The following is a 25,729-nucleotide window of genomic DNA, read 5'->3' as shown; positions in this document are numbered from 1 at the left end:
CATCTCAAAAATGGAACACTGCCCATGTTCGACCTGAACGAACTCTTCCTTTACGCCAAGGTGGTCGAGCACGGCGGCTTTGCGGCGGCGGGTCGAGCGTTGAACCTGCCCAAATCGACCCTGAGTCGCAGAGTCGGTCAGCTTGAGGCAAGGCTTGGGGCTCGGCTGATACAGCGTTCGACGCGCCAGTTCCAGGTTACCGATATCGGCCAGGCTTATTATCGACATTGTGTGGCGATGATTGCCGAGGCCGAGTCGGCAGAAGATGTGGTGGCCTTCAACAAATCAGAACCTCGCGGCTTGATTCGCCTGAGTTGCACCACCGCGCTGCTCAACTATTGGGTGGCGCCGATGCTGGCTCAATTCATGGCGCAATGCGGTAATGTCGAGCTGAATGTGAAGAGCTTCAACCGTAAGGTCGATGTGATTGCCGAGGGTTATGACCTTGCCTTGAGCCTGTGTTTCCCACCCCTGGAAAGCAGTGAACTGGTGATGAAACTGCTCGGTAAAAGTACTCAGGTGCTGGTGGCGAGCGCGGCTTTTTTGCAGGACTATGCCCTGCCCTCGCAACCCGCCGACCTTGCCGGGCTGCCCACCGTGCACTGGGGCAACCTGATGATTCAGTACGTGTGGGAGCTGACCGGCCAGGATGGCGCGACGACGCAGATCCAGCACACGCCGCGCCTGGTCAGCGATGATGTGCCGACTTTGAAAAACGCGACACTGGCGGGAGTAGGCATCGCCAACCTGCCATGGGTGGTGGTCAAGGAGGATGTCGCCGAGGGGCGTCTGGTTGTCTTGCTGCCTGAGTGGCAGCCCGTGCAAGGCGTTATCACGGCGGTATTTCCATCCCGGCGCGGGCTGATGCCGTCGGTGCGCGCCTTGATCGACTTTCTGGGTGAAGCATTCGATGCACCTTAGGCAACAGTCTTTTGTCATCAAGGCTATTGATAGCTCCCTAACGAAACCCCCATGCTAGAGGGCTGACTCCCCTCTTATATCATTCCGAATGATAGTTACCTTTGCTTCATTCGATTCGTGACATAGCACCCCGCCGCGCATGATCCGCCCATCTCAAATACATTGGCGGATGCACCTCATGGAACAGTCACTCAAACTTTTGCGCTTCCCCCTGGCGATTCTGGCCGTGGTGGTGATGAGCGCGTGCGGCAAGTCTCCCGAACAAGCGGCCGCCATGCCCCCAGCCAAGGTCAGCGTGGCCAAGGTACTGGAACAGCCGGTCAACGAGTGGGACGAATTTACCGGACGGCTGGAAGCCCCGGAAACCGTGCAGATTCGTCCTCGGGTGTCCGGCCAGATTGACCAGGTCGCTTTTACTGAAGGCGCTTTGGTCAAGAAAGGCGACCTGCTGTTCCAGATCGACCCGCGCCCGTTCCAGGCCGAAGTGCGCCGCCTGGAAGCCCAGTTGGCTCAGACCAAAGCCGCCGCCACCCGCAGCGAAAACGAAGCGCAACGCGGCGAACGCCTGCGCCAGAGCAATGCGATCTCCGCCGAACTGGCCGACTCGCGCACCACCGCCGCCCAGGAAGCCCGCGCCGCCATGGCCGGGATCCAGGCGCAGTTGGACCTGGCCCGCCTGAACTTGAGCTTTACCCGTGTCACTTCGCCGATCAGCGGCCGCGTCAGCCGTGCCGAAATCACCGCCGGCAACCTGGTGACCGCCGACACCACTCCGCTGACAAGTGTGGTATCCACCGACAAGGTCTACGCCTACTTCGACGCCGACGAGCGTGTGTTCCTCAAGTACACCGAACTGGCCCGTGAAGGCCGTCGCGGCGCAACCACCCCGGTGTATCTGGGCCTGTCCAACGAAACCGGCAACCCGCACCTGGGCCAGATGAACTTCGTCGACAACCAGGTCAACCCGTCCACCGGCACCATCCGTGGCCGTGCGGTGTTTGACAACAGCAAGGGCGAATACACCCCTGGCCTGTATGCGCGCTTGAAGCTGGTCGGCAGCGGCACCTACTCCGCCGTGCTGATCAACGATGAAGCCGTCGGTACCGACCTGGGCAAGAAGTTTGTGCTGGTGATGGACGGCGACAAGCCGGCTTACCGCGCGGTGGAATTGGGGCCCAAGATCGAAGGCTTGCGCATCGTACGCAGCGGCCTGACCAAGGACGACACCGTGATCGTCAAGGGCCTGCAGCGTGTGCGCCCCGGCTCACCGGTCGCGCCGGAAACCATTCCGATGGCCAGCAAGGAAACCCTCGCCGCCTTGGCCCAACAACGACAAGCGCTTGAAGCCAGCAACCTGGAGCAAGTGGCGCCGGAAACGACCGCGCCCAAGCTCGCCAGCACTGCGACTCCACGCGGTTAAGGGATAAGACTCAAGATGAATTTTTCCAAGTTCTTCATTTCGCGGCCGATCTTCGCAGCGGTGCTGTCGCTGTTGATCCTGATCGCGGGTGCAATCTCGCTGTTCCAACTGCCGATCAGCGAATACCCGGAAGTAGTGCCGCCGACTGTGGTGGTACGCGCCAACTTCCCGGGTGCCAACCCCAAAGTCATCGGCGAAACCGTGGCCGCACCGCTGGAGCAGGCCATCACGGGTGTCGAGAACATGCTGTACATGTCCTCGCAGTCCACCGCCGACGGTAAGCTGACCCTGACTATCACCTTCGCCCTGGGCACCGACCTGGACAACGCACAGGTGCAAGTGCAAAACCGTGTGACGCGGACTCAGCCAAAGCTGCCTGAGGAAGTGACACGCATCGGTATCACCGTGGACAAGGCTTCCCCCGACCTGACCATGGTGGTGCACTTGACCTCCCCGGATCAGCGTTACGACATGCTGTACCTGTCCAACTACGCGATCCTCAACATCAAGGACGAACTGGCCCGTTTGGGTGGCGTCGGCGATGTGCAGCTGTTCGGCATGGGTGACTACTCCCTGCGTGTTTGGCTGGATCCGAACAAGACCGCCTCGCGCAACCTGACCGCTACCGATGTGGTCACGGCGATCCGCGAGCAGAACCGCCAGGTGGCTGCCGGTGCCCTGGGCGCTCAGCCTGCGCCGAGTGACACCAGCTTCCAGTTGTCGGTCAATACCCAAGGCCGCCTGGTCACCGAGGAAGAGTTCGAGAACATCGTGATTCGTGCCGGCGCCAACGGTGAAATCACGCGCCTCAAAGACATCGCCCGGGTCGAGCTGGGCTCCAGCCAATACGCGCTGCGCTCGTTGATCGATAACCAGCCGGCCGTTGCGATTCCGATCTTCCAGCGCCCCGGCTCCAATGCCATCGACATCTCCAACGATGTGCGCAGCAAGATGGCCGAGCTGAAAAAGAGTTTCCCGGCGGGCATGGATTACCGCATCGCCTATGACCCGACCATTTTTGTACGCGGCTCTATCGAAGCGGTGGTGCACACACTGTTCGAAGCGCTGATCCTTGTGGTGCTGGTGGTGATTCTGTTCCTGCAGACCTGGCGCGCCTCGATCATTCCGTTGGTGGCGGTGCCGGTATCCTTGATCGGTACGTTTGCGGTGATGCACCTGTTCGGATTCTCGCTCAACGCCCTGTCATTGTTCGGCCTGGTACTGGCCATCGGTATCGTGGTGGATGACGCGATCGTGGTGGTGGAGAACGTCGAGCGCAATATCGAACTGGGCCTGGAGCCATTCCCGGCCACCGAAAAAGCCATGAGCGAAGTTACCGGCCCGATCATCGCTACAGCGCTGGTGCTGTGTGCGGTATTCATTCCAGCCGCTTTTATCAGTGGCTTGACCGGGCAGTTCTACAAGCAGTTCGCGTTGACCATCGCGATCTCGACCGTGATCTCGGCGTTTAACTCGCTGACGCTGTCCCCTGCCCTGGCCGCCGTGTTGTTGCGCGGTCACGATGCGCCGAAGGATCGCTTCTCGAAGTTCCTCGACAAGCTCTTCGGTGGCTGGCTATTCCGTCCCTTCAACCGCTTTTTCGAAAAGGCCAGCCATGGCTACGTGGGTACCGTACGCCGAGTGATTCGCGGCAGTGGTATTGCCCTGTTCGTATACGCCGGGCTGATGGTGCTGACGTTCTTCGGGTTTGCTCACACCCCGACCGGTTTCGTACCGGCCCAGGACAAGCAATACCTGGTGGCCTTCGCTCAACTGCCCGATGCTGCAAGCCTGGACCGCACCGAAAACGTGATGAAGCGCATGTCGGAGATCGCCCTTAAACAGCCCGGCGTGGAGGCCGCGATTGCCTTCCCGGGCCTGTCGATCAACGGCTTCACCAACAGCCCGAACAGCGGCATTGTGTTTGTGACCTTGAAGCCCTTCGATGAGCGTAAAGACGCGAGCATGTCGGCCGGGGCGATTGCCGGGGCGTTGAATGGCCAATACGCCAACATTGAAGAAGCGTACATGGCGATCTTCCCGCCGCCACCGGTACAGGGCCTGGGCACCATCGGCGGGTTCCGTCTGCAGATCGAAGACCGTGGCAACCTCGGCTACGACGAGCTGTACAAAGAAGTCCAGAACGTCATTGCCAAGAGTCACAGCGTGCCTGAACTGTTCGGCCTGTTCACCAGCTACACAGTGAACGTGCCGCAAGTCGACGCCGCCATCGACCGCGAAAAGGCCAAGACCCACGGCGTGGCGATCAGCGACATCTTCGACACGCTGCAGGTCTACCTGGGTTCGTTGTATGCCAACGACTTCAACCGCTTCGGGCGTACCTACCAGGTCAACGTGCAGGCCGAGCAGCAGTTCCGTCAGGACTCCGACCAGATCGGCCAGCTGAAAGTGCGCAACAACAAAGGCGAGATGATCCCCCTGGCGACCTTTATCAAGGTCAGCGACACCTCGGGCCCGGACCGCGTGATGCACTACAACGGCTTTATCACCGCTGAAATCAACGGCAACGCCGCACCGGGCTACAGCTCCGGCCAGGCCCAGGCTGCGATTGAAAAGCTGTTGAAGGATGAACTGCCCAACGGCATGACCTACGAGTGGACTGACCTGACCTATCAGCAAATCCTCTCGGGCAATACCGCGCTGTTCGTGTTCCCGCTCTGCGTGCTGCTGGCGTTCCTGGTACTGGCCGCCCAATACGAAAGCTGGAGCCTGCCGCTGGCGGTGATCCTGATCGTACCGATGACGCTGCTGTCGGCCATTACCGGGGTGATCATCTCGGGCGGCGACAACAACATCTTCACCCAGATCGGCCTGATCGTACTGGTGGGCCTGGCCTGCAAGAACGCGATCCTGATCGTCGAGTTTGCCAAGGATAAACAAGCGGAGGGCCTCGACCCGCTGGCCGCGGTACTGGAAGCCTGCCGCCTGCGTCTGCGGCCGATCCTGATGACCTCGTTCGCGTTCATCATGGGTGTGGTGCCGTTGGTATTGTCCAGCGGTGCGGGTGCCGAGATGCGCCATGCCATGGGTGTGGCGGTGTTCTCCGGGATGATTGGTGTGACCTTCTTCGGTCTGTTGCTGACGCCAGTGTTCTACGTACTGATCCGTCGCTATGTTGAGCGCCAGGAAGCGCGCAAAGCGGCCAAGGCCTTGAAGCTGGAGACACAGCAATGAGTGTGAAAGTATTCCTGCCGAGCTTGCTGGTACTGGCGCTCGCCGCCTGTGCCGTAGGCCCGGACTACAAGACCCAGCAACTGGAGGCGGCCAACATCACGGCCGCCGCCGACAGCAAAAGCTACGACCATGCCAAGTACGAAGGCATCTGGTGGCAGCAGTTCGAAGACCCGACGCTCAACCAGCTGGTAACCCAGTCGCTGAGCGGCAACCGTGATTTGCGCGTAGCCTTTGCCCGCCTGCGGGCAGCACGGGCTATCCGTGACGACGCGGCCAACGACATCATGCCAGTGGTCACCTCCCGCGCCAGCAGCGATGTGGGCAAGGGCCAGATTCCCGGCCAGACTACCAAGCGTGTCAACAGCGAGCGCTATGACCTGGGCCTGGACATGGCCTGGGAAGTGGATTTGTTCGGGCGCATCCGCCGCAACCTGGAAGCCAGCGACGCTGACCAACAGGTGGCCGAAGCCGACCTGTACCAACTGCAAGTCACCATGATCGCTGAACTGGTGGATGCCTATGGCCAACTGCGCGGGGCGCAACTGCGTGAACGCATCGCCCTGGACAACCTGAAGAACCAGCAAGAATCACGCACCATCACCGTCAGCCTGCGCGATGCCGGCGTGGGTGATCAACTCGACGTCGAGCGTGCCGACGCACGCCTGGCGGCGGTGGAAGCCAGCGTGCCGCAGCTGCAAGCCGAACAAGTGCGCGAGCGCAATCGCATCGCCACCCTCCTCGGCCAGCGTCCCGACAAGCTGAGCGTGGACCTGAGCCCCAAAGACCTGCCGGCAATCGCCAAGGCCCTGCCGATTGGCGACCCGGGGCAATTGCTGCAACGGCGCCCGGACATCCTCAGCGCCGAACGCAAGCTGGCCGCCGCCACCGCGCGTATCGGCGTGGCCAAGGCCGACCTGTTCCCACGGGTCAGCCTCAGCGGCTTCCTCGGCTTTACCGCCGGACGTGGTTCGCAGATCGGCTCGGCTGCAGCGAATGCCTGGTCCCTGGGCCCGAGCATTACCTGGGCCGCGTTTGACCTGGGCAGTGTGCGTGCGCGTTTGCGCGGTGCGAATGCCGAGGCCGACGGCGCCCTGGCAACCTACGAGCAGCAAGTGCTGCTGGCCCTGGAAGAGTCCGAGAACGCCTTCAGCGATTACGGCAAGCGTCAGCAACGCCTGGTGTCTCTGATCCGCCAAAGCGAATCCAGCCGCGCCGCCGCCGACCTCGCCGCGATCCGCTACCGCGAAGGCACCGTGGACTTCCTGGTACTGCTCGACGCCCAGCGCGAACGCCTGGCCGCAGAGGACTCCCAGGCCCAGGCCGAAGTGGATCTGTATCGCGGCATTGTGGCGATCTACAAGGCCTTAGGGGGTGGCTGGCAGCCGGATACGGTGGTGGCCAGCAGCAAGTGAGGTAAAGAGCTCCTTTGGTTGGTCGCATCCAGCCAATTTTTAGCCCTGCGATCCATTCGGTCGCGGGGCTTTTTTTTGCCGGGACGTCCTAAAATGTTGAAAGTAACTTCTGTAAGTCAAATAAGAAGGCCTTCGTAGGTAATGTCCTAGTCCCGCGCTGTACCTCGCCGTCAGGCTTTAATGCCTCACAACCAACTCACATTTCAGACGCCACGCGCCATTAAAGTAATACGCACATGCGTCGACAACGAAGTGTCACTTACTAATGGAGGAAGGGACATGGCTATCTTGTTGACTGCTGAACAGATGCGGTATACCAAGGCAACCAATGCGTTCGCGATCAAAAATCCAGAGCAGACAATGAATGCATTCACAATTACAGAGAAGAAGGTGGCAGCTGACACCCTACAGCTCAATGATAACAATCAAATCACCCAGCTGAAGGCTTATTTGAAAGATTATGACATGACGTCCATAAGTTCAGATGACCTAAGAAAAGTAGGGCGCACACTATTTGAGCACGAAATGATTGATATCTATGCATTCAGAATGTTCATAGGTGGTAATTTGCATACCGATGCGAAAGGTGTTCCAACAGAGACGCACGTAAAATTCAACGCAATTGCCTTATTTAATGAGCGACTGGTGGAGTACAGTGAATTCCTGGAAGACAACCCTGCAACCGCAAACGAGCATACGTTGAGATGGCGGCAGGGAATGGTTGCAGCTAATCACGCCATGGGGGCACTGGTCTATTTTGTAAACTCTTCCAATACGGCTTTATCCATAGATGAAAAAGCTTGATTCAGATGCTCGCAAATAGTGCGCCAATAACCTCGTGGCGCACTGTTTAGCTTAACGACTCAGCGACCGTATCGTGCGGTGCCAGAGTAAGATTGCACCTCCGAACCAGAATTAATCATGACGACTCGATAGGTTCCAAACACACCTGAGAAGGACGTACTACTTCCAAAGGTTCCAGCAACATCTCCCCAGGAAGCCCCGGTCTGCTTTTGAATTATCAACTGCGGCGCCCTCCCCCCACCGCTTGTGGAAGCAGAAACATCAATGGTCGCACCAGCACACCCATTAGCCGACGTTATTGTGAACGGACCATAAACTGCCGTTTCCACGCCTGGCTGCAAAAGCCCGCTATAGCTATCAGTTATATACAGACACAAGGCAGACACCTGAGCAGACAAAAGCATTAACGCAAGACACGGCAACGCAATAAGACCTTTCATAATCTCACCTCAAATCAATAAATAATTCATTTGAAAGCAGCTGATCACTTTATTTGCCCATAAGCGCACTCCACGATAAAACCTCGGATCCCAGTACGCGAAGTTCAATGTTCACCAAGCAGACATTAAGTGCCCGAAAACATGGATAGGAACACGTTGCTTACAGTGCACGAAATCAAGCGCCAAATATGCCGGCCGCGTCCTAAAATATCGAAGGAGCGTTCTGTCATACTGGGGTGAAGGAATGAGTAAGAAATGTCTTACTTGCGCATAACGAAGGTTAGAACCGACTCGAGTCGCTCAAAATCAAACTCCGATAATGCCCCGGATTCGACCCCGCCCACTTGCGAAACGCCTTGTAGAACGAACTCGCATCGGCAAACCCCAGCCGCGTGGCAATCTCGGCAAAGCTGATCTGCGGTTCAGCCAACCACACAATCGCCAGTTCTTTGCGCACACTGTCTTTGAGGCCCTGATAAGTCTGCCCCTCTTCCGCCAGGCGCCGACGCAGGGTGGACGCAGAAATACATAGCCTGGCTGCAAGGCCCTCCGTTTCCGGCCAGGTGTCGGGAGGCATCTGCCGAAGGTCGTGCTTGATGCGCGTGGCGAGGCTTTCAGGGTCGCGGTATTTGACCAGGATGTTAGCGGGTGCATGGGCCAGAAAACGTTGGAGCTCCTGCTGACTGCGTTTGATCGGCAGGTCCAGGCAGTCGGCAGAAAAGATCATGCGGGTACGAGGTCGATCAAAGCGCAGGTTGTCGGAAAACATTACCTGGTAATCGTCACAGAAGTCCGGCTGCGCGCAACGCAGCTCAATGGCCAGGATCGGGATGCGACGCCCCGCCAGCCAGCACGCAACGCCGTGGACGATCATCCAATAAGTGAAATACGTGAACGCACGCTTGGGCTCATCGGGTTCGAGCAGGACGATCTCCGCCAGGCTCTGTTGGCGAACCAACTGGCCTGGCATGTGCTCCAGCATCAACGAAAGAAACCCCAGGCCGGTTTCCAGGCCCGCCGCCAGGCTAGGTTGCGCCATGGCGGCGCGACACAGAAACGCCAGGCTACCGGATTTGAGTGCGCGCGGGTCCATGCCAAAAAACTCGTCATCCCTGCGCCGCGCCAGCAAACGCCAAAGGCGCGCATAGGCCGTGGCCGGGACACGGGCATTGGGCTGCTCAAGCAACGCAGGGTCAATCCCGACTTTGCTCAATGCCTCGACAGTGGCCGCACCAGGCGCACAGCTCTGCAACAGCGCTTCGCGCACAAGGTGGATGGAGATGGTGTCTTTTTCCGACATGGGATGTTGAGTTATCCGACTGCAAACCAGGTGGCCTGCATCATAAGGGCGGTCGCGCTTCGCCACCACTGTTCAGCCCTCGTTCAGCAAAGGTCAATATTTCTTGTTTAGCAATGAGTATCATTATGTTACAACTTAGCTTCCTAACTAGTTACGCCCTGGTGCCCGATGCTCGTTCCTTTTTTAATCATGCTGCGCGAAGGCATTGAAGCCGCCTTGATCGTTGGCATCATCGCCAGTTACCTGCAACAGACCGGGCGTGGCCAATGGATGCCCGCCGTGTGGATCGGCGTATTCCTTGCCGCTGCCCTGGCCTTGCTGGTCGGTGGCGGCCTTGAGTTGGTCAGCGCTGAATTCCCGCAAAAGCAGCAGGAATTGTTCGAAGGGATCGTAGGGCTTGTTGCAGTGGGCATCCTCAGTTCCATGGTGTTCTGGATGCGCAAGGTGGCGCGTTCGATCAAGCATACCCTGCACGAATCCCTTGACCTCGCCCTGACCGGCTCCAGGAACCAAGTGATCGCGTTGATCGCCATGGTGTTTTTCGCCGTGGCCCGCGAAGGCCTGGAGACTGTATTTTTCCTGTTGGCCGTGTTCCAGCAGAGCGAAGGCCCGGGCGCGCCGGTCGGTGCCCTGCTCGGCCTGATCCTGGCCATCGTCGTCGGTTTCCTCATCTATTCCGGCAGCATGCGCCTGAACCTCGGCGCGTTTTTCCGCTGGACCGGCCTGTTTATCCTGGTGGTGGCGGCCGGCATTCTCGCCAATTCGGTGCAAGCCCTGCATGAGGCCGGTGTGTGGAACCACTGGCAAACCGTGCTGTTCGATTTCAGCGCTGCGCTGCCCATGGATAGCCCGTTGGGCTCGGTACTGGCCGGCATGTTCGGTTATCAGGAGGCGCCGACCGTCAGCACCCTGGGTGCCTATGTGATTTACCTGGTGGTGGCCCTGGTGATGTTCTTCCTGCCCTCGGCCCCCGCCAAGCCTGTCGCCACGACTTCTTCCGTTTCCAGCCAGTAAGGACCGTCTCTTGTCCAACCCAACCCCTCAATCGGCCCCGCCATCCCGCGCCTTGCGCTGGGGTGTGGCCGGCTCGGTGGTGGTGATGATCGCCGCCGGTGGCCTGTTCTACTACGCCTCGCAATTGGCCGCGACCAAGCGCCAGACCAACCACAATGAAATCGCAGTCACGATTCACAGCCACGCCTGCGAGCCCAGCGCCCTCACCGTGCCGGCCGGGCGCGCAAGCTTTCGTATCATCAACCGCTCCGACCGTGCGGTGGAGTGGGAAATCCTCGACGGTGTGCTGGTGGTCGAGGAACGGGAAAATATTGCTCCGGGCCTGAGCCAGGTGATCAACGCCAATCTGTTGCCCGGTGACTACGCCATCACCTGTGGCCTGTTGAGCAACCCGCGTGGCACCTTGCATGTCACCCCCACCGCGGAGTCCGACGCCCAGGCCAAGGCCAAGCCGTCGATGGTGGCGTTTATCGGCCCGTTGTCGGAGTTCCGTGTGTACTTGAGCGGCCAGAGCGGTGCACTGATCAAGGCGGTGACGGCGCTGCAACAGGCTATCGACGCCGGTGATCTGGCCCAGGCGCAGGCCCTGTATGTGCCGGCCCGTGAGGCGTATCAGCGCCTGGCGCCTGCCTCTCAACGCCTGGCCGAATTGGATAACGCAATCAACGCCCGCGCCGACTACTTTGAAAAGCGCGAGCAGGACCCGGCCTTCAGCGGCTTCCATCGCCTCGAATACAGCCTGTTCCAGCAACACAGTCTCGACGGCCTGGCGCCGGTCGCGCAACGCCTGGTGGCCGACGTCACCAAGCTCAAGCAACAATTGCTGGCGCAATCGCTGCCCCCAGAGCAACTGGTGAGCATTGTGGTACGCAACCTCAACAGCCTGGCGGATGTACGTGCCCGCAGTGGTGAAGAGGAGCGCTACAGCCATATCGATCTGAACGGCTTTGCCGCCAACCTGGACGTCGCTCGTAAAGTGGTCGACTTGATGCGCCCGCTGCTGGGCAAGTCCGCAGCCGGCTTGCTGCCCGATATCGACAGCGCGCTGAATGCCTTCGACGCCGAACTCGCTGCATTCAAAGTCGGCAATACCTACAGCACGTACGACAGCATCGCCGCCGATCAGCGCCAGCAGATCGCCGACAAGGCCAAGGCACTGGCCGCCGCACTCGATGGAATCGACCCCGCCCTTGGCCTTTCCGGCCTGCAGTGAGACGAACGCATACATGAGTGATTCAAAACAGCTAAACCTTGCGCGTCGCCGCGTCCTGCTGGGCATGGCGGCCACCGGCGCGGCCATCGCCGGCAGCACCTTGACCTGCCCGGCCATGGCCGCAGCGGCCGAGCAAGTCACCAGCGCTCCGCGCAGCGACAAGACCCACGACCACCAGGCTTTTTTCGGTCAGCATCAGAGCGGCATTGTCACCCCGCGCCCGGCCTGCGGCATGGTGGTGGCCTTCGACGTACTGGCCAGCGACCGCGAGGACCTCGAACGTTTGTTCCGCACCCTGAACGAGCGTATCGCGTTCCTGATGAGCGGCGGCACCGTGCCGCAGGTCGACCCGAAACTGCCACCCACCGACTCCGGCATCCTTGGCCCGGTGGTTACCCCAGATAACCTGACCATCACCGTGTCGGTCGGCGAATCGTTGTTCGATGAGCGCTTCGGCCTCAGTGCCGTCAAGCCCAAGCGCCTGATCCGCATGGTGGGTTTCCCCAACGATGCACTGGAGCCGGCGCAGTGCCACGGCGACCTGAGCCTGCAGTTCAGTTCCAACACGCCCGATACCAACATCCACGCCCTGCGCGATATCGTGAAAAACCTGCCTGACTTGCTGCTGGTGCGCTGGAAACAAGAAGGCAGCGTGCCGCCCCAGGCCCCGGCCAAGCCCGGCGAACCGGCGCAGAGTGCGCGTAACTTCCTGGGTTTTCGCGACGGTTCGGCCAACCCCGACTCCAACGATGCCAAGGCCATGGACCAGATCGTCTGGGTGCAACCGAGCAGCGACGAACCCGCCTGGGCGGCCCATGGCAGTTACCAGGCCGTGCGTATCATCCGCAACTTTGTCGAGCGCTGGGATCGCACCCCACTGCAAGAACAGGAAAGCATCATCGGCCGCGTCAAACCCACCGGCGCCCCCATGGATGGCCAGCATGAAACCCAGGTGCCGGACTACAGCAAAGACCCGCATGGCAAGTTGACCAAGCTTGATGCGCACATCCGCCTGGCCAACCCGCGCACCCCGCAGACCCAGGCCAACCTGATCCTGCGGCGGCCGTTCAACTACTCCAACGGCGTCAACAAAAACGGTCAGCTGGACATGGGCCTATTGTTCATCTGCTATCAGGCTGACCTGGAGAAAGGCTTTATCAGCGTGCAAACGCGGCTCAACGGCGAACCGCTGGAGGAATACCTCAAGCCGGTCGGCGGCGGGTATTTCTTCACCTTGCCCGGCGTCACCGGCCCTGAGGATTTCATCGGGCGCACGCTGCTTGCTGCAACGCACTCCACCACCCCTGCCAAGACCTGAAACACACCAGAGCGGAATGCCCCCATGAAGAAGTCGTCTATCGCGTTGTCGTTGTTAATGAGCCTTGCGCCGCTGGCTGCCTTCGCCGCTACCGCGCCGCTCGACCTGGTAGGCCCGGTATCGGACTACAAGATCTACGTTACCGAGGAAATCGGCGAACTAGTCACCCAGACCCAGGCGTTTACCAACGCCATCAATAAAGGTGACCTGGCCACCGCCAAGAAGCTCTATGCGCCGACCCGCGTGCACTATGAGGCCATCGAGCCGATCGCCGAGCTGTTCAGCGACCTCGACGCGTCCATCGATTCGCGTGTCGATGACCATGAAAAAGGTGTAACGGCCGAAGACTTCACCGGTTTTCACCGGATTGAATACGCGCTGTTCGCGCAAAACTCGACCAAGGGCCTGGAAGCACTGACCGCCAAGCTCAATACCGATGTGAACGATCTCAAGACGCGGGTCGATGGCCTGACCTTCCCGCCGGAAAAAGTCGTCGGCGGCGCTGCGGCGCTGCTGGAGGAAGTCGCTGCCACCAAGATCTCCGGCGAAGAAGACCGCTACAGCCATACCGACCTGTATGACTTCCAGGGCAACATCGACGGTGCGAAGAAAATCGTCGATTTGTTCCGTGGCGAGATCGGGCAGCAGGACCAGGCGTTCCTGGCCAAGGTCGATAAAAACTTCGCCACCGTGGACAAGATCCTGGCCAAGTACAAGACCCAGGATGGCGGCTTTGAAACCTACGACAAGGTCAAGGACAACGACCGCAAGGCCCTGGTAGGCCCGGTCAACACCCTGGCTGAAGACTTGTCGATGCTGCGCGGCAAGCTGGGTTTGAATTAAAGGCTACCGGCAAAAAAAATACCCAGGCCCTGTTGAGGGCCTGGGTGTTTTTTGCCTGCGGGATAACGGCTACAAAATGCGGTACAGCAAACGCTCAATGCGCACTCGGCTGACCCGACGCAGGAATTTACCCACTGCCGGCGGGTAATCAACCAACGTCTGCAATTGCTGGTAGCCCCGGATACGCGTGGTGTGCTGGAAAATCTGCGCCAGCTCGGTACGCCGCGGCTCCAGCCATTGGCCCTTGGGGTCGTCGATCAGTAAGCCGTTTTCCAGGTCGAGGCGAAATGCCCTGGGGTTGAGGTTGTTGCCGGTCAGCAAGGTATAGCGCTGGTCAACCCACATGCCCTTAAGGTGGTAGGTGTTGTCGCCATCGCGCCACAGGTGCAGGTTCAACTGGCCGCTGTCGATCATCGGCTGGTGACGCTTGGCAAAGCGCCGCAGGCTGATCTCATATAGATAAGGCAAGGCCGCGATCACCTTGAACGGCTCGCTGGGCGGAATATAGAAGTCGTTGGCCGTCTTGTCGCCGACCACGATGTCGATCTTCACCCCACGTGCCAGTGCGCGGTTGATCTCGCGGGTCACCGGCAACGGCAGGTTGAAATACGGGGTGCAGATGGTCAACTGCTGCTGGGCGCTGGCGATCAGCTCCAGAATGACCCGGCTCAGGGGGTTGTTCTTGCCAACGCCGAGCAACGGGCTCACCGAGAGGTGACCATTGGGCAACTGCCCGGCCGTGGTGTCATAGGCCGCGTGCTTGAGACGGCTGCGCAGGTCGCCGATATCGTTGCGCAGGCTGCGGGTGGTCGGCGGGTTGGGCAGGTCCAGGCGGTGCACGGCCTTGGATGCCACCAGGCCGTGCTCGATCAGGTGTTGCATAGAATCGGCCAGCACCTGGCTATGGATCAGGTGGTAACGATCAAAGCGGTACTTGTCGAACTTGTGCAAATACACATTGTTGAGGCTGGCGCCGCTGTACAGCACGCTGTCATCGATCACAAAGCCCTTGAGGTGCAATACGCCAAACAGCTCGCGGGTTTGCACCGGCACGCCATACACCGGCACTTCGCTGGCGTGGCTTTGCGTCATGGCCTGGTACCAGGCGCTGTTGCCCGGCTGCTTGCCGGCGCCAATCAAGCCACGCTGGGCGCGCAACCAGTCGACCATCACCACGATGTCCAACTCCGGCCGTGCCGCCTTGGCAGCGTGAAGCGCGTCGTAGATCTCCTGCCCCGCTTCGTCGTGCTGCAAGTACAAGGCGACGATGTAGATGCGACGCGTCGCCTGGGAGATTTTTTCCAGCAGGCAGCGACGATAGGCATCGGCGCCGGACAGCACCTCGATGGCCTCCGGGGACAGCGGGAAACCGCGTAGTTTGGGCAACAGGGAGCGTTTGAAGAACGACGGCATAGGGCTCGCAATGGGTCGAATCCGAAGAGGTCCAGAGCTTACACCATGGGGCTGCTCAGGTCTCGCCGTACGGCATGGAAAAAAGCCGGTTGACCAAGAAGAACGATCGTTCTACTGTAGTAAGCATGAACGACATAACCCGCGACATTATCCTCGACGTCACCGAAAAGCTGATCTATCGCCATGGCATCGCCGCCACCGGCATGGACTTGCTGGTAAAAACCGCTGGCGTATCGAGAAAAAGCATTTATCGCTATTTCGCCAACAAGGACGAGTTGGTGATTGCCGCCCTGCAGCGCCGCGACGAACGCTGGATGCAGTGGCTGCGCAGCGAAGTGGAACGCAGCGACAACAGCGGCGAGCGCTTGCTGGCGCTGTTCAGCGCCCTGAAAAGCTGGTTCGGTTCCGCGGATTTTCGCGGCTGCGCCTTTATCAATACCAGTGGCGAAACCGGCAACGCTCAAGATCCGGTGCGCCTGCTGGCCAAGGCCCATAAACACAAACTGTTCGAGTACGCACTTGAACTGTGTCAAGCACATGGCACCCCCGACCCGCAACAGCAGGCCGCGCAACTGCTGATCCTGATCGATGGCGCCATTACCGTTGCCCTGATCATGGGTGATTCAACAGCTGCCGATAATGCGCAATGCATGGCGCGAACGTTATTGGGACTTTGAATTCTCGGAATTGGCAACTTCTATCATTCAACCCTATTGTTTTAAGGAGCCACCCCATGTCAGCCAATGCACAAGCCCGCCCGCCCCTACCGCCCTTTACTCGCGAGTCAGCCATCGAAAAAGTCCGGCTGGCCGAAGACGGCTGGAACTCCCGCGACCCAGAACGGGTTTCCCTGGCCTACACCCTGGACACCCAGTGGCGTAACCGCGCCGAATTCGCCCACAACCGCGAAGAAGCCAGGCAGTTCCTGAGCCGTAAATGGGCCAGGGAACTGGATTATCGATTGATCAAGGAGTTGTGGGCGTTCACCGGCAACCGCATCGCCGTGCGCTATGCCTATGAGTGGCATGACGACTCCGGCAACTGGTTTCGTTCCTACGGAAATGAAAACTGGGAGTTCGATGAGAACGGCCTGATGGCCAACCGCTTTGCCTGCATCAACGATAAGCCGATCCAGGAAAGCGAACGCAAGTTCCACTGGCCGCTGGGGCGTCGCCCGGATGATCATCCGGGCTTGTCAGACCTAGGGCTGTAGCTCTCTTACCCTCTGTAGGAGCGAGCTTGCTCGCTCCTACAAAAAGCGATTACCGAAGGGCATCAGTCCTGATTCAGCCCGACCCGATACAACACGCCATTATCCTCATCCGTCAGCACATACAGAAACCCATCCGGCCCCTGCCGCACGTCACGAATTCGCGCTTTCAACTCGCCCAGCAAACGTTCCTCGTGAACGACCCTGTCACCCTCGAACTGCAACCGAATCAACTCCTGAGTGCCCAGCGCACCGATAAACAGATTGTGCTGCCACACCTTGAACCGGTCGGCGTCATAGAACGCCATGCCGCTGATGGCCGGGGACTTCTCCCAGACATGATGGGGCTGCACCGTGCCTTCTGCCGTTTTGCCCTTGGCTTCGGGAATCGGTAGCAGAGAGTAGTTGATGCCGTGGGTCGCCAGCGGCCACCCGTAGTTCTTGCCGCGCTCGATGATGTTCACTTCATCGCCCCCACGCGGCCCATGCTCGTTTTCCCAGATCGTGCCGCTCCACGGGTTCAGCGCCAGGCCCTGTGGGTTACGCTGGCCGTAGGACCAGATCTCGGGACGTACACCGGGTTGACCGACGAAGGGGTTGTCATCCGGTACGCGGCCATCTGGATAGATGCGCACAACTTTGCCTTGCAGCTTGTCCAGGTCCTGGGCGGTCGGGCGGTCGTTGTTCTCGCCCAGGGTCACGAACAGATAGCCGTCACGATCGAACGCCAGGCGCGAGCCGAAGTGGTTGCCGGTAGACAGCTTGGGCTCCTGGCGCAGGATCACCTTGAAGTCCTCCAGGCCGCTCATGTCAGCAGACAGGCGCCCGCGCCCCACAGCGGTTCCGGCTTTGCCATCCTGCCCGCCGCCTTCGGCGTACGACAGGTAGACCATACGGTCCTGCTTGAAGTCTGGTGACAACACCACATCCAGTAAACCGCCCTGCCCCTTGGCCCAGACTTGCGGCACCCCCTTCAACGGAGCGGAAAGCTTACCGTCGGGGCTGACAAATCGCAGATGCCCGGGAAGCTCGGTCACCAGGAAGCCCTGCTGATCCGGTAGAAACGCCAGCGCCCATGGATGATCCAGGCCTTTGGCGATCGGCGTGACGGTGATGCTGCCTTGCTCGCTGGGGAACTGCTGGCTATCGGCGGCATAAACGGTGGTCAGCGGCAGCAGCGTGGCGGCACAGACAGCCGCTAGCAGAGTTTTGCGTAGAAACATAAGGCGAAGTCCTTACCGGCGATTGCCGTTGGCATCATAGGTGGGTGCTTTGGTTTCGGTGGCCGGGCGACTGGGAGCTACGTCGCGCTTGGGATACGTATTGCCGATTCCGCGGTTTTCCACGGTCGGCCGAGGGCCGGTGGGCGCAGTCTGGATACCGCCGGCCGCAGGTGCATTGGGCTGAGTGCCCTGCATGCTATTGGGGTTGGCCCGGTGAATCGGGCTGTTATTGGTGTCGTATTGGCCCGGCAGGTTTTGCGCCTGGGCCCAAGGCGCCAGGGCCAGGCCCAGCGCAAGTACTGCAAGATAACGTACATAAGCATTCATGACGGAGCCTCTCTATGCCGAGTACTACGTGCTTTCGATAACACGCTACGCCATGGGTTCGGGTTGCGACACTAAATAGTTTCTCATCAGGTGTAACACGATCTGTCCGAGCATCTGCCCGCCGAAACTTTTGCCGCGGCCTGCGAGTCACCAGAACAGGCTCACTTTTTAAGGAATCGGAGTTATGCCACGGGCAATCTGGAAAGGCGCTATCAGTTTCGGTCTGGTTCATATCCCGGTGTCGCTGGTCTCGGCGACATCTTCCCAAGGCGTTGATTTCGACTGGCTGGACAAACGCAGCATGGACCCGGTCGGCTACAAGCGCATCAACAAAACCACGGGCAAGGAAGTCACCAAGGAACATATCGTCAAGGGCGTCGCCTTTGAGAAGGGCCGTTATGTGGTGCTCAGCGAAGATGAAATTCGCTCGGCCCATCCGAAATCGACCCAGACCATTGAGATCATCGCGTTTGTCGCCGCTGACCAGATCCCCCTGCAAAACATCGACACGCCCTACTTCCTGGCGCCGGACAAACGTGGCGGCAAGGTCTATGCACTGCTGCGCGAAACCCTGAAGAAAACCGGCAAGGTCGCCCTGGCCAATGTGGTGCTGCATACCAAACAGCACTTGGCCGCGTTGATGCCGCTCGAATCGGCCCTGGTACTGGTGATGCTGCGCTGGCCCGCAGAAGTGCGCAGCCTGGACGAGCTGGAACTCGGTGCCGATGTAACCAAACCGACCCTGGCCAAGGGTGAATTGGACATGGCCAAGCGCCTGGTGGAAGACATGAGTGCAGACTGGCAACCCGACGAGTACCGCGACAGCTTCCAGGACAAGATCATGGCGCTGGTGGCGAAAAAGGCCAAGGCCGGCAAGATCGAAGACGTGGAGTCGAGCCAAGACAGCGAAGTGCGCAAATCCGCCGATGTTATCGACCTGACCGAACTGCTTAAACGCAGCCTGGCGGGCAAACCCGCGGCGAAAAAGCCCGCCGCGAAGAAATCCAACAAAAAGGCCTCTTGAGCCTGCCATTGACTGGAGCGCGACATGGCAAAGCCCCTGAGCGAATACAACCGCAAGCGCGATTTCAAGATCACCGCCGAACCCGCCGGCAGCTCACCCGCCAGCAAGCGGAAAGCCTCGGCGCTGAGCTTCGTGATTCAAAAGCATGATGCGCGCAACCTGCATTATGACTTTCGCCTGGAACTCGACGGCGTGCTGTTGAGCTGGGCGGTGCCCAAGGGCCCGAGCCTGGACCCAAGCCAGAAGCGCCTGGCGGTCCACGTTGAAGACCACCCCCTGAGCTATGGCGGTTTCGAGGGCAGCATCCCAGCCGGCCAATATGGCGCAGGCGATGTGATTGTGTGGGACCGAGGTATCTGGCAACCCCATGACGAGCCGCGCAAAGCCTATGCGGCCGGCAAGCTCAAGTTCACGCTGGTGGGCGAAAAACTCGCTGGGGATTGGACCCTGGTACGCACCCGACTCAAGGGTAGTGGCGACAAGGAGCAGTGGCTACTGATCAAGGAAAAAGACCAGCAGGCACGCCCCGCTTCTGAATACGATATTGTCGACGCCGAGCCTGCCAGCGTGCTCAGCGATGCGGTGGTCGGCACGCCCAAGGCCAAGGTCCAAGTCAAAAAAAAGCCAGCGCCAAAGGCCAAGGCCCGCACGCAAGTGAGCGCCATACCCGAAGAATTTGCCCCGCAATTGGCGACCTTGGTCGATCGCGCCCCCGAGGGCGATTGGAGCTACGAGATCAAGTTCGACGGTTATCGCATTCTCGCGCGCATCCATGACGGTGAAGTGCGCCTGTTCACTCGCAACGGCCACGACTGGACCGAACGCCTGCCGCGGCAGGCCAAAGCCTTGCAAGCCCTCAAGCTCAAGGACAGCTGGCTGGATGGCGAAGTGGTCAGCCTCAACGGCGACGGGTTGCCGGATTTCCAGGCGTTGCAGAATGCCTTCGATATCGGCCGCAGCCTGGACATCGTCTATTACCTGTTTGATGCCCCCTTCCTGAACGGCCGTGATCAACGCGAAGATCCGGTCGAGGAGCGTCGGGCTGCGCTTAAAGCTGCGCTCGCCGGCAGCAAAAGCAAACTGCTGCGTTTCTCCGAAGCCTTTGCCGCCAACCACCGCGATATTTTCGAAAGCGCCTGCGACCTGGCGCTCGAAGGCGTGATCGGCAAGCGTGCAGGCAGCCCCTATGTGTCCCGCCGCAGTGCTGACTGGATCAAGCTCAAATGCCGCCTGCGCCAGGAGTTTGTGATTGTTGGCTACACCCGCCCTCAGGGTTCGCGCAGCGGGTTTGGCGCGCTGCTGCTGGCCGTCAACGATGAAACCGGGCTGGTATATGCCGGGCGTGTGGGCACCGGATTTGATCAGGCCACGTTGAAATCCATCTACGCCAAGCTCACGCCATTGGAGCGCAAGGACTCGCCCTTGCAAAAGCCTTTGACCAGCACCCAGGCCCGTGGCGTGCATTGGGTCGAGCCGCGCCTGGTGGGTGAAGTGCAATTCGCCGAATGGACGCGTGAAGGCGTGGTGCGCCAGGCGGCCTTTGTGGGGCTGCGCACTGATAAGCCTGCGTCGCAGGTCATTCATGAACAGCCGCGTGCGGCAAAGTCGGTCAATGCCTCGAAGAAGCAGAAAACCGATAAAGCCGACAAAGCGGTGAAGAACGTGAAAATCACCCACCCCGATCGCATTATCGACAAGCACAGTGGCACGCAAAAACAGCAATTGGCGCAGTTCTACGCCGACATCAGCGAATGGATCCTGCCGTTCCTGCGTGGTCGCCCTGTGTCGCTGCTGCGCGCACCCGAAGGCATCGAAGGGGAGCAGTTTTTTCAGAAGCACTCTGAACGCCTGGCAATTCCCCACATCAAGCAACTGGATCAGGCCCTGGATCCCGGTCATGCACGCCTGATGGAGGTAGACAGCGCAGAGGCGCTGGCCGGCGCCGTGCAAATGGGCACTGTCGAGTTGCATACCTGGGGCGCCACTACGGACAAGATTGAAACCCCTGACCTGTTCGTCCTGGACCTCGACCCGGACCCGGCCCTGCCCTGGAAATCCATGTTGGAAGCGGCCGAACTGACCCTGTCGGTGCTGGATGAGCTGGGCTTGCAAGCCTTCGTCAAGACCAGCGGCGGTAAAGGTCTGCACCTGATCGTGCCGCTGGCCCGGCGTGATGGCTGGGACGCCGTCAAGGCATTCGCCAAGGCCATTGCCCAATTTATGAGCCAGCAACTGCCCGAACGCTTTACCGCCACCAGCGGCCCTAAAAACCGTGTGGGCAAGATCTTTATCGACTACCTGCGCAACGCCCGTGGCGCCAGCACTGTGGCGGCATACTCCGTGCGTGCACGGCCGGGTCTGCCGGTATCGGTGCCGGTCAGTCGGGAAGAATTGAAAGGATTGCGCGGGGCCCAGCAGTGGACGGTGGCGAACCTGCATGAGCGTCTGCAGGGGTTGAAGGGCGACCCATGGGCCGGCTATGCCAATCGGCAGAAAATCGGCAAGAAGATGTGGGACAAACTGGGCGCAAAACCACCGCAGTGATTCGCGCCCGGCACAGGGTTCAGATAAGAATGAAGATCAGCGCCAGACCGGCAAAGATCGCCCATTTTTCCAGGTAGTAGCGTGTGCGGTTGCGCTTTTTGAGCTCTTTGCCGCGCAGGCGGATCTTGTACAAGCGGGTAAAGGCGCGGTTGAGGCCGCCGGTCTTGTCGCCATCATCATTGGGCGAGCCTGCAGCGGCCATTACATTGCGGCTGAACCAACGGTTGAATGCCGCCGCCCAGCGGTACTTCATCGGGCGTTCGATATCGCAGAACAGAATGATGCGGTTCTGCTGGGTGGTGTTTTCTGCGTAGTGAATGTAGGTCTCGTCGAACATCACCGGCTCGCCGTCGCGCCAGTAATAGCTCTCGCCATCCACATTGATGTAGCACCCTGGGTCGTTGGGCGTATCGAGCCCCAGGTGATACCGATAGGAGCCCGCGTAGGGGTCACGGTGGCGCACCAGCTTGGAGCCCGGTGGCAGTTCGGCGAACATCGCGGCCTTGATCGAGCCGATCCCTTGCACCAACTCGGTGGTGCGCGGGCACAGCTTCATCGCCGAAGGGTGGCTGTCGCCATACCACTTGAGGTAAAAGCGCTTCCAGCCCGACTTGAAAAACGAGTTGAAACCCACGTCGTTGTACTGATCCGAACGTTTGATCTCCCCGGCCCGCATCAGGTTCTGGCCTTCCTCGCGGATCTCTTGCCAATGTTCCTGCAGGGGGCTCAGGTCTGGAAAATCGCTGGGCGACAGATAGGGACGGCTGGGCTGCTTGGAGAACAAGTACAGGAAACAGTTGATCGGCGCCAGGAACGTCGAGTGATCGCTAAGCTGGCGACCCAGCTTGTGTCGCACCCGACCACGCAGGTGTACATACGCAATGGAGGCAACGTAGAGAGCAACAATGATGAGTTTCAAGGGATTCGTCACAAGTCAGGGAGAGAACAGGCTGCTCCTGCGGGCCCACAACGGCCGAGGATGGATATGCAGCACCTGAAATCACAATTCACGTACAGGTAACACGGCAGGCTGGGCGACCTTGCGGCGTGTAACCATTGGCCGTTATTTAGCCATACTTTGTAACCAAAGGTTAACTAAGAATTGTGAAAAGCTGTCTACTGAGTGTGCTGGGGTGGGAACAGGCGGGCTTGTGCGCCCGCCTGTTTAAAGGCATTACTGCGATTATTGCGGCGCGTCTTTACCGTCACGGCGGGGCAAACTAGCGTCTGCCAACGCGGTATAGGGGACAACCTGGCTACGACTGCGGATAAAGTGGCGGATCAAGGCGATCATCAGCCCCAGCAACAGGCCGCCTACCAGACTCAACGCAATGACCAACGATTTTTTCGGCTTGATCGGCGCCAGAGGCTCCTGGGCGCGGCGGTCGACCGTTACCAGCTTGAGGTTGCTCATGTCGATGTTCAAGCCACGCAGCCTGGCAACTTCAGCACGAAGCGGCTCGACGTCCTGCAGGAATATGTCCTCATTGCCGCGCTTGCGCAGCACCTCGACTTCGCGGTTGCTTTCGAGCAGTTGCAAATCCTTGCCAATCTCGGCAATTCGCGGGTTGGTGAAGTCATCGCTGGTGCGCTGTTGCAGCGCAGCGCGTTCGGCTTCCAGAGCCTCGGTGCCCATGAAGTACAGCGGGATCTTCTGATTGTTCACCTCTGTGCGCATGACCTGGCTCGACCCACTGCGCGTGGAGTCCGCCATGGAAGATGGTGTCGTCGGGGTGCGAATGCCCATGGACTTGGCAATAGAGATGGCTTCCGCCAGCTCGGCCAGGCGATTGGTACGCTCCATCTTCATCTGCAAGCGCAGCGCGCTGAGCTCATCCTGCAACTGGGCACGCTTGAGTCGGTCAGCCTCGAGCAACTTGGCGATCTTGGATTCCTTTTCCGTATCGTAGTTGTCACGGGCGGCGTCGATCTTGCCTTTGAGTTCGCTCAAGCGGTTATTGACGATCACCTTGAGGTCGGCGCCAACCTGCTGACGCTCGGCGGCGATGGCGTAGTCTACAAAGCCGTTGAGGATCGCGACACCATCAACGTCTGTCGGATATTGCAGTTCCAAGCGAATATAGCTGCTCAGCGAGTCTGATTTCTTCGGGTCCGGCAAGATCAGGTTGACAGAGTTTCGATTGAACGCCTCAAAGCTTTGCTCAAGGCTCTGCCCCGGCTTCTTGAACGCCTTGAACAATTCCTCGTGTTCCTTGAAAAATCCCAAGCGCGCCTCGTAAGAGTCTAACTGTGCTCCCACTTTCATCAGGGCGTCAGCGGGAGGCAACTTATAGACTTCCGAACGGTTCAACGCATCCAGTTCATTGATTGCCGCAGGCCGCAGCACACTGCTGACTTCATAAGTCTTGGGTGCCAGGAACGCGTACCCTGCCCCTAATACGCCCACCAGAAGCGTACATCCGACTACCAGCTTTTTTTGTCGCCAGATGGCGTGAAACAATTCAAACAAGTCAATTTCATCAGACGCTACGGAGGGCGGGAGCGGGGAAGTGCGATTCAAAATAAGAACACCTTAAAATAATACTAAAAGGCCATCATTCTCAGAAACCTAAATGGCTTCAAAATCAGGGACAACGCCCTGGATACGCCGGACCGGTGGCGATGTGACCACTTAGCGAGCCGAAATATCCCACATTTCCAAGGATTATTTCGGTTTTATATCGAGGAGTAGTACAAATGGCGCAGCATTGTCGGACTTGCGCGCTTGCAAGCATAGTCAATAGAACATCAAAATGCTGTCAAATAGCTGTCTTCTAAAGAAAAAACTTATCCGCCTACGTCGTGGTTGCGTACCTGATGCAACGGGGCGCTTCCCTGATCAGCAATAAGGAATTTGCATGCTGTCTGTTTCAACTCTCGATTTACGCGGCTTACAAGGCACCTGGGAGCAGACTGCCCTTGAAGACAGTGGCATCCTCAACCCCGCCGACGCCCACAGTGCGCCAGGGGCTATTACCACCATCACGGGCGATTGCTTCGAAGTGACCACCGTCAATGGTGATCAACTGCTGGCGGGCCGTTTTTTCCTGGATGCCAGTACCACGCCCAAAAGCATTACCTGGATTGACGCTATCGGCGATGACGCGGGCAAGCAGCTTCCCGCCAGTTACCGGCTCGACGGCGATGATTTCGTATTTATCGCAGCGGATGAAGGCATGCCCAGGCCCACCGTATTCAGCACCGGCCCTGGGCAAACCATGCGCACCTTTGTGCGGCGCTCATGAGTTACCTCTGTAATTAGATGGACTCGCCCAAGCCGAGGCGTCTATGCGCCACGGTGGCATTCTTATAGAAGCCAACGACAGCGAGGGCGAGCCCATGAAAAAGCATACGACGATCAATCAGTCTTTGTCAGCCGATGTATCTACTTGCGTAAACGTCGCGGTAGACCTTGCCAAAAAGGTCTTCCAGGTGGCCGGTGAGAATGCGCTCGGACAGGTGATATTCGAGGATCGGATTAAGTCACGAGAGGCCTTTCAAACCTTTCTTCTTAAGCTTCCAGCAAGCGTGACGGTGCTGGTGGAAACCGGGCCAGGTGCTCAGGCATGGGCGTGATTACTGCAGGCATAGGGCAATTTCGGCAAGATGAGCAAGAAGGGTGATGCGTATTTGCGCAGCCTGGCGGTCCAGGGGGCCCACGCCGTGTTAAGACAGGTGCGACCGGATTCAGAACAGCCCGACGACCAGTGGCTACAGCGTTGGGTATCTCGCCTAGGGCGCAAGGAGGCGGCGGTGCGTTTGGCCAACCGCAACCTGCGTATCCTCTGGCGGCTCTTGCAAAACGACCAGACTTATCGACGTCAGCCAGGCAATAGTCAGGAGGCTGCGATGAGCCACTGATTTACAGAGTTCTGCCACCGGGGCGTTTAGCCGCTCCAACCCGTGCTAACGAACATTGACCTCTGGTCAGACCGTCGCGAATTGATGCCTGTGCTCCTACCGGCCCTTGAGGCCTTTTTGTAATGGGCAGATCGCGAGCTGATCCAATGTTGGCCAGAAGCTGTTTGGAGCTTCCTCGGATAGGCCTGATACATAGCCGACTACCCGGCCCACTGACCGGTGCTGATGGGTTACCTGGGGCTGTTCG

The 25,729-nt window shown here is 59.2% G+C and carries 20 protein-coding genes and 1 pseudogene; 15 read left to right on the top strand and 6 right to left on the bottom strand.

The window, feature by feature from the left end; all coding sequences use genetic code 11:
• The first annotated feature begins 24 nt into the window (after nt 1–24).
• The 5 genes from E4P00_RS16605 to E4P00_RS16585 all read left to right on the top strand — a co-directional run bounded on the left by E4P00_RS16605 (nt 25) and on the right by E4P00_RS16585 (nt 7,752).
• Nucleotides 25–921, top strand: a complete 897-nt coding sequence (locus E4P00_RS16605; RefSeq protein WP_032875145.1) for a LysR substrate-binding domain-containing protein — start codon at nt 25–27, stop codon at nt 919–921.
• A gap of 178 nt (nt 922–1,099) precedes the next feature.
• On the top strand, nt 1,100–2,341 hold the full coding sequence (mexE, locus tag E4P00_RS16600; protein ID WP_248132170.1) for a multidrug efflux RND transporter periplasmic adaptor subunit MexE: 1,242 nt from the start codon (nt 1,100–1,102) through the stop codon (nt 2,339–2,341).
• Nucleotides 2,342–2,356: 15 nt separating this feature from the next.
• Nucleotides 2,357–5,536 (top strand): efflux RND transporter permease subunit, encoded by a 3,180-nt coding sequence (locus E4P00_RS16595; protein WP_032875142.1) that lies wholly within the window; start codon nt 2,357–2,359, stop codon nt 5,534–5,536.
• Nucleotides 5,533–6,948, top strand: a complete 1,416-nt coding sequence (locus E4P00_RS16590; RefSeq protein WP_216091321.1) for a TolC family protein — start codon at nt 5,533–5,535, stop codon at nt 6,946–6,948. The genes E4P00_RS16595 and E4P00_RS16590 overlap by 4 nt, the downstream gene beginning before the upstream one ends.
• A gap of 279 nt (nt 6,949–7,227) precedes the next feature.
• Complete coding sequence (locus E4P00_RS16585; protein WP_078821409.1) at nt 7,228–7,752, top strand: hypothetical protein; 525 nt, start codon at nt 7,228–7,230, stop codon at nt 7,750–7,752.
• 720 nt (nt 7,753–8,472) lie between these two features.
• Here E4P00_RS16585 and E4P00_RS16580 read toward each other — a convergent pair.
• On the bottom strand, nt 8,473–9,492 hold the full coding sequence (locus E4P00_RS16580; protein WP_078821410.1) for an AraC family transcriptional regulator: 1,020 nt from the start codon (nt 9,490–9,492) through the stop codon (nt 8,473–8,475).
• 168 nt (nt 9,493–9,660) lie between these two features.
• On the opposite strand from E4P00_RS16580, the gene efeU reads away from it, so the two are divergent.
• Genes efeU through efeO (E4P00_RS16560) form a run of 4 tightly spaced genes read left to right on the top strand, consistent with a single transcriptional unit; the run spans nt 9,661 to nt 13,880 of the window.
• On the top strand, nt 9,661–10,506 hold the full coding sequence (gene efeU, locus E4P00_RS16575; RefSeq protein ID WP_103735213.1) for an iron uptake transporter permease EfeU: 846 nt from the start codon (nt 9,661–9,663) through the stop codon (nt 10,504–10,506).
• Between the two features lie 10 nt (nt 10,507–10,516).
• Nucleotides 10,517–11,719, top strand: coding sequence for an iron uptake system protein EfeO (gene efeO / locus E4P00_RS16570; protein ID WP_216091320.1), 1,203 nt, complete (start codon nt 10,517–10,519; stop codon nt 11,717–11,719).
• Nucleotides 11,720–11,732: 13 nt separating this feature from the next.
• Complete coding sequence (gene efeB / locus E4P00_RS16565) at nt 11,733–13,037, top strand: iron uptake transporter deferrochelatase/peroxidase subunit (protein ID WP_216091319.1); 1,305 nt, start codon at nt 11,733–11,735, stop codon at nt 13,035–13,037.
• A 24-nt stretch (nt 13,038–13,061) separates the two neighbouring features.
• Nucleotides 13,062–13,880, top strand: coding sequence for an iron uptake system protein EfeO (gene efeO, locus E4P00_RS16560; protein WP_216091318.1), 819 nt, complete (start codon nt 13,062–13,064; stop codon nt 13,878–13,880).
• A 69-nt stretch (nt 13,881–13,949) separates the two neighbouring features.
• Here efeO (E4P00_RS16560) and pssA read toward each other — a convergent pair whose 3' ends face one another.
• The gene (gene pssA / locus E4P00_RS16555; protein WP_032875119.1) at nt 13,950–15,293 is read right to left on the bottom strand and encodes a CDP-diacylglycerol--serine O-phosphatidyltransferase; all 1,344 of its coding nucleotides are present in this window, start codon (nt 15,291–15,293) and stop codon (nt 13,950–13,952) included.
• Between the two features lie 125 nt (nt 15,294–15,418).
• On the opposite strand from pssA, the gene E4P00_RS16550 reads away from it, so the two are divergent.
• Both E4P00_RS16550 and E4P00_RS16545 read left to right on the top strand, forming a co-directional pair.
• On the top strand, nt 15,419–15,970 hold the full coding sequence (locus E4P00_RS16550) for a TetR/AcrR family transcriptional regulator (RefSeq protein WP_005788500.1): 552 nt from the start codon (nt 15,419–15,421) through the stop codon (nt 15,968–15,970).
• Between the two features lie 56 nt (nt 15,971–16,026).
• Entirely contained in the window at nt 16,027–16,506 is a 480-nt protein-coding gene (locus tag E4P00_RS16545; protein WP_032875113.1) for a nuclear transport factor 2 family protein, read from the top strand.
• 62 nt (nt 16,507–16,568) lie between these two features.
• On the opposite strand, the gene E4P00_RS16540 is transcribed toward E4P00_RS16545, so the two are convergent.
• Both E4P00_RS16540 and E4P00_RS16535 read right to left on the bottom strand, forming a co-directional pair.
• Nucleotides 16,569–17,726, bottom strand: a complete 1,158-nt coding sequence (locus E4P00_RS16540; RefSeq protein WP_103735217.1) for a PQQ-dependent sugar dehydrogenase — start codon at nt 17,724–17,726, stop codon at nt 16,569–16,571.
• Nucleotides 17,727–17,738: 12 nt separating this feature from the next.
• Nucleotides 17,739–18,053 (bottom strand): hypothetical protein, encoded by a 315-nt coding sequence (locus E4P00_RS16535; protein WP_078821416.1) that lies wholly within the window; start codon nt 18,051–18,053, stop codon nt 17,739–17,741.
• Nucleotides 18,054–18,237: 184 nt separating this feature from the next.
• Here E4P00_RS16535 and E4P00_RS16530 point away from each other — a divergent pair, with 184 nt between their 5' ends.
• Together E4P00_RS16530 and ligD are read left to right on the top strand one after the other, a co-directional pair.
• Nucleotides 18,238–19,077: a Ku protein gene (locus tag E4P00_RS16530; RefSeq protein ID WP_216091315.1), complete on the top strand. Its 840-nt coding sequence runs from the start codon at nt 18,238–18,240 to the stop codon at nt 19,075–19,077.
• A gap of 24 nt (nt 19,078–19,101) precedes the next feature.
• Entirely contained in the window at nt 19,102–21,621 is a 2,520-nt protein-coding gene (ligD, locus tag E4P00_RS16525) for a DNA ligase D (RefSeq protein ID WP_248132168.1), read from the top strand.
• 19 nt (nt 21,622–21,640) lie between these two features.
• Here ligD and lpxO read toward each other — a convergent pair whose 3' ends face one another.
• Nucleotides 21,641–22,540 carry a lipid A hydroxylase LpxO gene (gene lpxO / locus E4P00_RS16520; RefSeq protein WP_032875099.1) on the bottom strand — a complete coding sequence of 300 codons (900 nt, stop codon included), beginning with the start codon at nt 22,538–22,540 and terminating at the stop codon, nt 21,641–21,643.
• A gap of 264 nt (nt 22,541–22,804) precedes the next feature.
• Entirely contained in the window at nt 22,805–24,142 is a 1,338-nt protein-coding gene (locus tag E4P00_RS16515; RefSeq protein ID WP_078821418.1) for a Wzz/FepE/Etk N-terminal domain-containing protein, read from the bottom strand.
• Between the two features lie 337 nt (nt 24,143–24,479).
• Here E4P00_RS16515 and E4P00_RS16510 point away from each other — a divergent pair, with 337 nt between their 5' ends.
• Together E4P00_RS16510 and E4P00_RS16505 are read left to right on the top strand one after the other, a co-directional pair.
• Complete coding sequence (locus E4P00_RS16510) at nt 24,480–24,866, top strand: TIGR03067 domain-containing protein (protein ID WP_032875090.1); 387 nt, start codon at nt 24,480–24,482, stop codon at nt 24,864–24,866.
• Between the two features lie 94 nt (nt 24,867–24,960).
• Nucleotides 24,961–25,482: pseudogene (locus E4P00_RS16505) on the top strand (hypothetical protein).
• Nucleotides 25,483–25,729: the final 247 nt, after the last annotated feature.

Origin of the sequence: Pseudomonas sp. B329, from assembly GCF_023127835.1 — a bacterium.
GTDB lineage: Bacteria > Pseudomonadota > Gammaproteobacteria > Pseudomonadales > Pseudomonadaceae > Aquipseudomonas > Aquipseudomonas synxantha_A.
This window is presented reverse-complemented; position numbering and strand designations above follow the sequence as displayed.

Coding starts and splice junctions, on each gene's coding strand:
- E4P00_RS16545 (WP_032875113.1), top strand. CDS start 16,027: ATGTCAGCCAATGCACAAGCCCGCCCGCCCCTACCGCCCTTTACTCGC.
- ligD (WP_248132168.1), top strand. CDS start 19,102: ATGGCAAAGCCCCTGAGCGAATACAACCGCAAGCGCGATTTCAAGATC.
- E4P00_RS16530 (WP_216091315.1), top strand. CDS start 18,238: ATGCCACGGGCAATCTGGAAAGGCGCTATCAGTTTCGGTCTGGTTCAT.
- E4P00_RS16595 (WP_032875142.1), top strand. CDS start 2,357: ATGAATTTTTCCAAGTTCTTCATTTCGCGGCCGATCTTCGCAGCGGTG.
- E4P00_RS16590 (WP_216091321.1), top strand. CDS start 5,533: ATGAGTGTGAAAGTATTCCTGCCGAGCTTGCTGGTACTGGCGCTCGCC.
- E4P00_RS16580 (WP_078821410.1), bottom strand. CDS start 9,492: ATGTCGGAAAAAGACACCATCTCCATCCACCTTGTGCGCGAAGCGCTG.
- E4P00_RS16510 (WP_032875090.1), top strand. CDS start 24,480: ATGCTGTCTGTTTCAACTCTCGATTTACGCGGCTTACAAGGCACCTGG.
- efeU (WP_103735213.1), top strand. CDS start 9,661: ATGCTCGTTCCTTTTTTAATCATGCTGCGCGAAGGCATTGAAGCCGCC.
- mexE (WP_248132170.1), top strand. CDS start 1,100: ATGGAACAGTCACTCAAACTTTTGCGCTTCCCCCTGGCGATTCTGGCC.
- E4P00_RS16550 (WP_005788500.1), top strand. CDS start 15,419: ATGAACGACATAACCCGCGACATTATCCTCGACGTCACCGAAAAGCTG.
- E4P00_RS16605 (WP_032875145.1), top strand. CDS start 25: ATGTTCGACCTGAACGAACTCTTCCTTTACGCCAAGGTGGTCGAGCAC.
- efeO (WP_216091318.1), top strand. CDS start 13,062: ATGAAGAAGTCGTCTATCGCGTTGTCGTTGTTAATGAGCCTTGCGCCG.
- efeB (WP_216091319.1), top strand. CDS start 11,733: ATGAGTGATTCAAAACAGCTAAACCTTGCGCGTCGCCGCGTCCTGCTG.
- pssA (WP_032875119.1), bottom strand. CDS start 15,293: ATGCCGTCGTTCTTCAAACGCTCCCTGTTGCCCAAACTACGCGGTTTC.
- E4P00_RS16585 (WP_078821409.1), top strand. CDS start 7,228: ATGGCTATCTTGTTGACTGCTGAACAGATGCGGTATACCAAGGCAACC.
- E4P00_RS16540 (WP_103735217.1), bottom strand. CDS start 17,726: ATGTTTCTACGCAAAACTCTGCTAGCGGCTGTCTGTGCCGCCACGCTG.
- E4P00_RS16535 (WP_078821416.1), bottom strand. CDS start 18,053: ATGAATGCTTATGTACGTTATCTTGCAGTACTTGCGCTGGGCCTGGCC.